The 8,307-nt window shown below is 47.8% G+C and carries 9 protein-coding genes; 3 read left to right on the top strand and 6 right to left on the bottom strand.

All coding sequences use genetic code 11. The annotated features are described in order from the left end of the window. Positions 1 to 163 precede the first annotated feature (163 nt). Both CWB98_RS11685 and CWB98_RS11680 read right to left on the bottom strand, forming a co-directional pair. On the bottom strand, positions 164 to 1,789 hold the full coding sequence (locus tag CWB98_RS11685; protein ID WP_138545045.1) for a hypothetical protein: 1,626 nt from the start codon (positions 1,787 to 1,789) through the stop codon (positions 164 to 166). Positions 1,790 to 1,919: 130 nt separating this feature from the next. Then, complete coding sequence (locus CWB98_RS11680; protein ID WP_138545044.1) at positions 1,920 to 2,513, bottom strand: cytochrome b; 594 nt, start codon at positions 2,511 to 2,513, stop codon at positions 1,920 to 1,922. Positions 2,514 to 2,674: 161 nt separating this feature from the next. On the opposite strand from CWB98_RS11680, the gene CWB98_RS11675 reads away from it, so the two are divergent. Next, positions 2,675 to 3,844: an EAL domain-containing protein gene (locus CWB98_RS11675; protein ID WP_212751135.1), complete on the top strand. Its 1,170-nt coding sequence runs from the start codon at positions 2,675 to 2,677 to the stop codon at positions 3,842 to 3,844. 96 nt (positions 3,845 to 3,940) lie between these two features. After that, complete coding sequence (locus tag CWB98_RS11670; RefSeq protein WP_138545043.1) at positions 3,941 to 4,441, top strand: zf-TFIIB domain-containing protein; 501 nt, start codon at positions 3,941 to 3,943, stop codon at positions 4,439 to 4,441. Between the two features lie 40 nt (positions 4,442 to 4,481). Here CWB98_RS11670 and CWB98_RS11665 read toward each other — a convergent pair whose 3' ends face one another. From CWB98_RS11665 to CWB98_RS11655, 4 genes are all read right to left on the bottom strand, one after another. Beyond that, a complete protein-coding gene (locus CWB98_RS11665; protein ID WP_138545042.1) occupies positions 4,482 to 4,823 on the bottom strand; it encodes a hypothetical protein in 342 nt (113 codons plus the stop codon). A 53-nt stretch (positions 4,824 to 4,876) separates the two neighbouring features. After that, entirely contained in the window at positions 4,877 to 5,053 is a 177-nt protein-coding gene (locus CWB98_RS23955; RefSeq protein ID WP_171045636.1) for a hypothetical protein, read from the bottom strand. 195 nt (positions 5,054 to 5,248) lie between these two features. Beyond that, positions 5,249 to 6,220: a glutathione S-transferase family protein gene (locus CWB98_RS11660; protein ID WP_138545041.1), complete on the bottom strand. Its 972-nt coding sequence runs from the start codon at positions 6,218 to 6,220 to the stop codon at positions 5,249 to 5,251. A 38-nt stretch (positions 6,221 to 6,258) separates the two neighbouring features. Continuing rightward, entirely contained in the window at positions 6,259 to 7,095 is an 837-nt protein-coding gene (locus tag CWB98_RS11655; protein WP_138545040.1) for a pirin family protein, read from the bottom strand. A 241-nt stretch (positions 7,096 to 7,336) separates the two neighbouring features. On the opposite strand from CWB98_RS11655, the gene CWB98_RS11650 reads away from it, so the two are divergent. Then, positions 7,337 to 8,302, top strand: coding sequence for a hypothetical protein (locus CWB98_RS11650; protein ID WP_138545039.1), 966 nt, complete (start codon positions 7,337 to 7,339; stop codon positions 8,300 to 8,302). Positions 8,303 to 8,307 lie beyond the last annotated feature (5 nt).

Genomic DNA, 8,307 nt, shown 5'->3' with positions numbered 1-8,307 from the left:
ACCGCCGTCAGTATCACCGCTTGTACTACCTTTGTTGGCAGCGTTTTGGTTGCCTGATGCCGTATTGCCGGACGATGGGTTATCTGAGCCTCCGCCACCACCACAGGCCGTCAATACCAGGCTAAGGCACAAAATCGAAATAAAACGTATCATAATGGCTTCCTTACAGCGCAACAACACGGATATAGTGACCCAACTCACTCATATCCGGGAACTCATCCATTCTGTCGCCTTTTGTGATCCACTCGGCATTATCAGTCAGATCGTAATCGCCTGGTTGAATTTCAGCTTGTCCTTCATCTAAACGTTTGCTATCACCTACCCAAAAACTGAAACAGGTATAGTTACCAATCTTGATGTCTACACTGACACTTCCATTGGTGCCGTAGTACCGAGTTTCTAACTCACCACTACTAAAGTTATAGTTGCGGTAGTCGTTGTAACGGATTGAGAAAATCGCCTTTGCACCACCTCCTATATCAACCGATGGCTGATGCTTGAAGGTTTGGCAATTGTGATTTGTATTCAAGTTTGCGTAATATCTAGGGCCACCCAGAGGAAGATCGATACCATATTTCCGGTTGGTTTCCATGTCTATAACTGGAAGCCTAAACATTCTATACTGCCGATCACCCACTGTTATTTCCTGTCCAAGAGAAGCCGGTCGATAGTTATAGACAAATTCATGCTCGGGTTTATGAGGGTCAATCATCTCATCATAGGTTGGGTATGGCTCAGGCTCTTTTTCCAACTCAGTGAGCCGGGCACTGTGCTGTGTCATGGTATTTTGCACCGAATCAACTGATGTTTTCATAGACGCAACGGCGCTGGTGTTGCTGTTAACGGCGTTGCTTAGGTCCATAACACCGGTGTCCAGTGCGCTCAGATCCTGATCCAGTTTTTGCTGCTTAGCTGACAGCGCTGATTGTTCAGCCGTCAAGGCCGTCAACGAGGTTGAGTGGCTGGCTGTTGTATTTTCCAGCTCTGCAACGATTGCCAGCTGAGTTGCAGCTTCTAAGGACAGTTGACTAATTTGCCCGGTATTTATCGTGACCTGGTTTTCTGCCTTGGCCACTTGTGTATTCAGGTCACCCAATTGTGCATTGAGCGCACTCATCTGGGTAGTGGTCGCCTGATTGAGCGTACTCTGAGTGGTGTTGAAAGTAGACACCTGATCTTTTAGTTGAGTTAAGCGCGCACTTTGCTCGGTTTGTTGGGCGTTCAGCTGGGTGATCTGGTTGGTGTTGTTGGCAAGTGATGTGCCCTGGCTTGTCAGTAACTCACCATGGGCACGGACTGTACCTTGAGTTGAGCTTAATTGAGAGTTGGTTGTTTGCAAACCTGCTTGCAGGTCGCTCAGCTGGCTACTGAGTCCATTGAGGCTGCTGCTTTGGGCTGCCAGGGCACTCGCCAGCTCGCCGTAATAGACCGTGTGGTTAGCCGAGGCTGTTTGTAACTGAGTGAGCTGCTCAGATTGCGTGTTGCTTAGCGACTGCAGCATGCTGATGTTGCCACCGTGCGTTGTGAGCGTATTGCTGGTTGCTGTCAGTGTCTGGCCTTGTTGTTCTAAGCTTTGCCCCAGCAGTGTTAGCGTGCCACTGATTATGCCAATTTGCGTTTGAGCATCGTCATCCGCGGTGGTGATTGCCTGTAACAGGTAGTTGAAGTTTTCATTGACCTCCGCGGCTTTAGCCGGAGTATTTGCCTGGAATGTGTGTGGGAGTTGTTGTTCGTTGGCCTTGGCACCAAACGTTGCGGCGATAACACAGGGTAAAAGTAGCTTTTTCATTGTTTTCCTTAATAAATGTGCTCCTGTCTGGCCGGATTTTACCTGTTATAGAAATAAAAAAACAACGCTAAAATTTTACTCATTTTCCTCAGTTGGCCGTTTGTTTACCTGGGGTTGCCTTAAGGCGAGTCTAGCGCTCGCCACCGTGTGTCATTTTAAGTAAAGTTCGATCACGTTTTACAAAGTGATGGTAAAGCGCTGCAGCGGCATGGCCTAAGATCAGCATCCAAATCAACCAGGCACCCAGAATTTCCTTGTGAATAAAATCGATGGGTTGCTCAAATTCGGCAAATGACAGTCCCATGCCATGCTCGACGAGTACCGTAAATGCCGCGGTACTCTCAAACTTAGGAATGTCGAACAGAAAGAAAAATTCGGTGTCCACGCCCGTGCCGATATATCCCGTGAGTGGCGCAATGATCATCACGGCATATAAGGCGTAATGGCCAAGATGAGCTGCCAGGTGCTCTATGGGGGGTCCCGGCTCGGCCGCAGGTGAGGTATTTAACCATCGCCAGATAACTCTGAGTGTGACGATCACCGCAATCGAAATACCAAAAGACAAGTGCAGTTGCAGTGCGGTCCAGTTTTGTGCAGTTTGGGCGTCGGTAAACCACTGACGATAATAGACGCTCACATAGGCCGCCAGAAATAACAGTGCTGTGCCCCAGTGCAGCCATTTTGCTATTGTGCCATAGTCACGCGCGGTATTTTTAATGCCCATGATAATGTTACTCCAAAGTGATTTTTGTACTGCCGAAGATGGTAACAGCTTAACGTTAGGGCGGATGCCACAAAGATCCGAATAAAGCATTCTGATTTTGAGAACACTCTTTTAGTTATCTGAAATGTTTATGATTTTTATGGAGATGATAACTGGAGACTGTGCGCCTTGATCCGGCTACTCACGATTTGCCCTGCTATACTGCAAACGAACACCAGCAGCAATTACCCGGAGGGCACTTGCGTACTTTAACCTTAGTTTCTTTGTCGGGATGGCCCGACATCATCAACCGTATCGGCCAGTCCACAGCGCAGAAAGTGTGGCATGCGTTGGTCGCTTTACTGTCTCAGAATCAACAAGCAGGGCTGAAGCAAGACATTTTTGAGTTGGGCGAGTTGTGGTTCGAATCCGCGCAATTTGATACGCGGGAACAAGCTGAACGAGTGTGCAGTCAGTGCGTTGCACAGCACCTATTGAAAGAATTGGATAATCAGCTTGTCCATGAGGCTGAGATTCAGATTAGTTCAGCTGTTGTGACGGAGCAACCACAGGAAGAGCAGGTTATTCGTGCTGGGGCAGCCTGCGCACTAAATGAGCTTTACCCGGATAGTAAAGAAGCGCTGCTGAGGGTTTTTGCCAACAAAAACCTGCTCCCGTATTGGCAGTCAATTCAGTTAGTGCAAAGCGAGGGCATATTTGGCTATGAAGCCCTGATCCGGGGCCCGAAAGAGTCACAATTACATCGGGCGGATAAACTATTTGGTGCCGCGATGGCACAGGGACGGCAATTTGATATGGAAAAGCTCGCGCTTATGACACATTTTTCTGCGCACCAGCAGCATTGTGATTGTGCGCCCCTGGACGGTCATTCTAACAGGCTCACTGTTAATCTGTCTCCGGGATTACTGTTTGATGCAGAGGTATCGGATACGCTGTGTTGTTATCCATATGCTCATCTGATCTGCATCGAATTAACAGAACATCTGCCCGTCGAGGACTGGGCTCCCATCAAACAAAAAATGACTGAACTGCGGCAGCTGGGTTATACCTTCTGGTTAGATGATGTTGGCTGCGGCTTTTTCGAGCTGGCACTGATCAATGCCGTGAAGCCCGACGTTGCAAAGCTCTGTATTACCATTATCAGTCGGCTCGATTATGGTGCTGAGATTATTGAGGAGATCAAACAGGTTGTTGATACGGTACACCTGTATGGCGGTAAGGTACTGGCCGAAGGGATTGAAACTCAACAGCAACTGGATATTGCCCGTGACCTGGGGGTGGATTATGCGCAAGGCTACTTTTTTGATAAACCAAAGGAATTCGGCACTTAATGCTTGGATTTTGCAAACCTGGACACAAAAAGTATACTATTTTGCTCTGTGGCTCGGTAATGAGTACAGCGATTGCAAGAAGATTGGAGTTTAAATATGCAGTGTCCCAGAACTTTACACCCACTGAAAAAGGTCAAAGTGGGTGGTATTGAGGTGTTTATATCTGAACAAAGTGGCGGCGTCTTTTTTGACAATCAGGTATTGGCTAATTTCACCAATCCAGCTGAATTGCGTGCAGAGGTGCTGGCCAAGCACTTACGCCAGTTTTCAGCTCCACTGGCCGATGAAAGTAACCGAGTCAACTGCCCTAAATGTCCGGATATTGTGATGATGCGCCGTTATTTCAGTCCACTACGTGTCGTTGAGATTGACGAGTGTCCGGGCTGTGGCGGTATCTGGCTTGATACAGGTGAGCTGGACAAATTACACGAGAATCACCTGAGTGCAAAAGAGCGTGAGATGTTAAGGATCAAAATGCTGGAGGAGCACCGGGCTTTTCATATTGATAGTCCCAGTCGCTATAAATTGTCCGGGCAAGATGGCCGCAGCAACCTGGAAAAAGCGTTTGAAATCGCCGCGGAAATGATAAGTGATTGAGCTATAAACGGCAAATGACTGAACTGTGAAGTCTGTGTATTTAAACAACTAATGCTATTGAATGGAACAGCAGCATGGCTGACTGAATCCCAATACAACACCAAAATACGCAGGCAGAAATGACATACCATGTATGTCGTCGTTGCTTGAATTCAGGCTTGTCAGGATACTTGTAATCAGGCGGACCAACATACATGGGCAGACCCAGTTTATAGTCATTCATTAGGATCACAAAGGTGAGTCCCACTAACAGGTTTAGCGTTGCCAGGCTGAAAAATTGCTCTGCAGAGTAGCTAAAGTAATTCAAAGCAGACACGACCACAAGACAGGCCCAGCAACGAGACAATGCATACTGCGCAGACAAAAAGTGCAATAGCGGCACTGTGGCTGTCCTTAAAAAATCGAGCACCTGGATTGAGTTGGCTCCGCTGCTGTCTAACTGTTGATATCCAGTAGCATCCCTACTGCCACGCCGATTGCGATGCCCAGAGCCACACCATTGGCAATATTTTCCGATGAAACACCAATGGCCGTACCGACGGCTAAGCCCGTTACCATGCCAATACCTATTTTGCTGGCGGTTTTTTTACGGGTCTCTTTACTTGCCTTCATGATTTCGCTCCTTAAAACTCACGTTAGACTGTGGCTAATTTTACACCAATTGATTTCCTATTCCAGCAATTTTATCTAAAGTGCATCGTTAAACGCCAAGTCAGGGAAAGTGATATATGAACCGGAATGCGTGTGACGGGGTTTGGCAATAACAAGCCACTGTAAACGGGGTTTACAGTGGCTTAGGCAAAGCGGTTATCCGCGATTGTGCGGCTGTGTGTAGTCTATGTCCGGGCCGACAGGGACGACCTGGGTTGGATTGATCATGGTGTGGCTAAAATAGTAGTGACGCTTAATATGGTAAAAATCCACTGTTTCGGCCACGTTCGGCCACTGATATAGCTCACGAATATACCCAGCAAGATTCGGGTAGTCCTCGATTTGTTTCAGGTTACATTTAAAGTGGCCATGGTACACGCTGTCGAAACGGATCAGTGTGGTAAACAAGCGCCAGTCTGCTTCGGTGAGTGTATCGCCCACCAGGTAGCGCTGCTTGCTCAGTCGTTGTTCCAACTGTTCAAGGGCTTCAAACAAGGCCGTTACGGCTTCTTCGTAGGCTGCTTGTTCTGTCGCAAACCCTGCTTTATATACTCCGTTATTGATTTTGTGATATACAAACTCGTTGATTTCATCAATGTCCTGACGCAATGCTTCGGGGTAGTAATCATCGGTATTGCCCGTCAGTTCATTGAAAGCCGAATTGAACATGCGAATAATTTCGCTCGACTCATTGCTGACAATTCGGTTGGTGTGCTTGTCCCAGAGGACAGGCACAGTCACACGACCAGAGTAGTCTGTTTTATTACGGGTATATAGCTGGTGCATATAGCTTTGCTCAAATAGCGTGTCGCCACTGCTAAGCGTCTCTTTATCAAAGGTCCAGCCGTGCTCCAGCATGTCCGGGCTAACTACTGATATGTCGATATGGGTCTCAAGTTGCTTTAGCTTTCTGAAGATCAGGGTTCTATGTGCCCAGGGACATGCCAGCGACACATATAAGTGATAGCGGCCAGACTCAGCTTTGAAGCCGCTGTCTCCACTCGGTCCTGCACTGCCATCGGCGGTTACCCAATTGCGTAACTGGGCGTCTTCACGTTGAAACTTGCCCTGGTTACTTTTAGTGTCGTACCAGACATCATGCCATTTACCTTCAATCAATCGTCCCATTGTCTTGTCCTCTCAATTTGGTTAATTCTGACTCTGCGTTAAATGCTACCGAATTTACCGGCATGATAGTCACGCACGGCCTGATGTAGCTCTTCCTGTGTATTCATAACAAACGGCCCCATATGGGCAATTTTCTCCCCGATTGGCTGGCCTGCCAGCACCAGCATGCCAGCTCCTTGCTCGCCACTTTGCAGCTCTACAGGATGAGATGGGTCAAGCTCCAGCTGGTAGGTGGCGCTCAGGCGTGCATCGGCCAGGCTACCCGTGTGAATGTAGATCAGCACTTTGCCAAAACCCGACATATCCAGCGAGATCTGTTGCTGAGGGGGTAAAACCACATCTGCAATGGCGCCATTACCTGCTAAGTCATTTATCGGTGAGCTGGCTGTTTGCCCTTCAAGTTGCCAGTCTCCTGCCAGTGCCTTGAGTTCAGCGCCAGAGTGGGTGACTATGACGGGAGCCTTGTGCTCTGTCGTATCCTGATAACGGGGAGCGCGCATTTTTTCTTTGGCAGGCATATTGAGCCAGATCTGAAAACCGTGCATACCCTGTTCGGCATCACTCAGTGGCATTTCCGAATGGATCACGCCGCGTCCGGTACTCATCCATTGCACATCTCCGGCACGAATGGCTTTCTTGTTGCCCATCTGATCCTGATGTTCAAAGCCGCCCTTACGAATGTAGGTAAAAGTTTCAATACCTCGATGTGGATGGGGTGGAAAACCAGCCATATAGTCACTGCTGTTGTCTGATTTCAGTTCATCGATCATCAAAAAGGGATCCAAACTTTTACCATCAAAGCCCGCAATCCGGGTGATGTTTACGCCTGCACCATCCTGCGTAGCCTGCGCTTTATTGATACGAATAATTTGCATAAAAACCTCGTTGCCTGCGCCATCAGTTAAAGTTAGTCCAATGCGCTGTGTTTGCCTGTTGAAGTCACTTTAGCAATGGTATCAAGAGAATGATATTTGCAAATATTGAAGGTTTTGTTCGATTAAATAGAATCTACATCGTTCATGGACCGCTCAGTTTACCGATTGGATACTGGCGGCGTATAATTATAAGGTACGCTTAATCGCGACTAACAGCGATAGACATTATAAGGAAAGCATAATGAATAAAATCGGATTACTTGCCGCTATGGTGAGTGTTGTTTTACACACTCCCTTATCTGCGCAGGCGTCGGAACCAAGCTGGCACTGTAACGAGCAAGCGCTGGTGTTTAGGAATAAAGCGGAGGACAACTTACATGCTTACCTGAGTTTTCTGGCGCGCAACCCCAGTGTGTTTCCTCGCGGACTCAATGACCAAGATCAGCAAAAATGGCATGCCGCCATTGAGCAGTATCGTTTACTAACAAGCCAACCCAGATATCACCCTTTGTTCAGCGACTCGGAATTAAGTGAACTGACTCAGCATCTTTTGGATCCCAATAATGTTATGACCGATTTGCCAGTCAACAACCTGACGCGTGACTATTTCGCGGTGATGAGCAGCTATCGGGACGAGATATGGCCACAACATCAAGCTCAGAATATGGCCTGGACTGAGCAGAGCATCGCACTACTCAATGAGTATGGCGACGGTGTTTGCTCGCGGTTGAGTGACATATTTGGAACAGACGTGATTGTGGTGGAGCAACATCAGGTTTCTACCGTTGCCCGGCCTTTTGCGCACGCTGGCGCATTTACCTCAGGTAGGAACTATTTTACGTTTATCAATACATTTCAGGAGGGTTATAAAGACTGGTTTGCGCTTGAAATGGTATTTCATGAGGTGGCGCATACCAGCTTCCCTGATTCTCCTTTATATCAGACGTTAAAACGTCAGGCTAAACTGCAGGGCAAGCAAGAAGCCTTTAAGTCACTGTGGCACCCCATGTTGTTTTATATTGTCGGTGAGGTAACTCGGCAATCACTGGCCGCTCAGGGCCATAACTTTGTGCCCTATGTCGCCTGGAAAGGGTTATATAAAAAGCGCCAGGACCAGCTGACGAAGTTAGCGCGATATTTGCAGCCCTACATAGATGGCCAAGTATCGCAGGAACTAGCGATTAAAAATCTGATAGATGCCTTGTAAAAGGC

This window comes from Pseudoalteromonas rubra, assembly GCF_005887115.1.
Lineage (GTDB): Bacteria > Pseudomonadota > Gammaproteobacteria > Enterobacterales > Alteromonadaceae > Pseudoalteromonas > Pseudoalteromonas rubra_F.
Note: the sequence above shows the minus strand (reverse complement) of the source record. Positions and strands in the feature narration are given on the sequence as shown.

Excerpts from the sequence above, each read along its gene's own strand:
- CWB98_RS11655 (WP_138545040.1), bottom strand. The coding sequence starts at position 7,095 with ATGCAAATTATTCGTATCAATAAAGCGCAGGCTACGCAGGATGGTGCA.
- CWB98_RS11660 (WP_138545041.1), bottom strand. The coding sequence starts at position 6,220 with ATGGGACGATTGATTGAAGGTAAATGGCATGATGTCTGGTACGACACT.
- CWB98_RS11685 (WP_138545045.1), bottom strand. The coding sequence starts at position 1,789 with ATGAAAAAGCTACTTTTACCCTGTGTTATCGCCGCAACGTTTGGTGCC.
- CWB98_RS11670 (WP_138545043.1), top strand. The coding sequence starts at position 3,941 with ATGCAGTGTCCCAGAACTTTACACCCACTGAAAAAGGTCAAAGTGGGT.
- CWB98_RS11680 (WP_138545044.1), bottom strand. The coding sequence starts at position 2,513 with ATGGGCATTAAAAATACCGCGCGTGACTATGGCACAATAGCAAAATGG.
- CWB98_RS23955 (WP_171045636.1), bottom strand. The coding sequence starts at position 5,053 with ATGAAGGCAAGTAAAGAGACCCGTAAAAAAACCGCCAGCAAAATAGGT.
- CWB98_RS11650 (WP_138545039.1), top strand. The coding sequence starts at position 7,337 with ATGAATAAAATCGGATTACTTGCCGCTATGGTGAGTGTTGTTTTACAC.